The sequence below is a fragment of the Staphylococcus sp. GDB20D11A genome, from assembly GCF_016893255.1.
GTDB classification, from domain to species: Bacteria; Bacillota; Bacilli; order Staphylococcales; family Staphylococcaceae; genus Staphylococcus; species Staphylococcus aureus.
Genome location: NZ_JAFEPJ010000038.1, coordinates 1 through 655, shown reverse-complemented (window position 1 = coordinate 655; position 655 = coordinate 1). Strand labels below are relative to the sequence as shown.

1 pseudogene is annotated in these 655 nt (G+C 41.1%); it reads left to right on the top strand.

The window, feature by feature from the left end:
- Window positions 1-655: pseudogene (locus tag JV528_RS13990) on the top strand (MFS transporter); the annotation flags it as partial.

The following is a 655-nucleotide window of genomic DNA, read 5'->3' as shown; positions in this document are numbered from 1 at the left end:
AGTCAATCCCGTACTTCCACTAATAAGCAAAGATTTAGAAGCTTCGAAATCTCAAGTGAGTTGGATAGTTAGTGGTATTGCACTTGTTCTTGCGATTGGAGTTCCGATTTATGGTCGAATCTCAGACTTTTTTGAGTTACGAAAGCTATATATCTTTGCCATTATGATTCTGGCAAGTGGTAGTCTTTTATGTGCAATTGCCCCGAACCTCCCATTGTTGGTTTTGGGAAGAATGGTTCAGGGTGCTGGGATGTCCGCAATTCCAGTTCTATCAGTCATTGCAATTTCGAAGGTTTTCCCACAAGGAAAACGTGGGGGAGCTTTGGGAATTATCGCAGGAAGTATTGGTGTTGGAACTGCTGCTGGTCCAATATTTGGTGGAGTAGTTGGTCAATATTTAGGGTGGAATGCCTTGTTTTGGTTCACATTTTTGTTAGCCATTATGATTGTTATTGGTGCCTACTACGCGTTACCGACAATTAAACCGGCAGAATCCGTAGGAAGCAATAAGAACTTTGATTTCATTGGTGGTTAATTGCTCGGCCTCACAGTAGTATTACTCCTTTTTGGTATCAATCAAGGGGAAACTTATGGTTTTTCTTCGTTCTCATCGTTAACTATCCTAATAGGTTCTGTTGTAGCTATGGTAGGGTTT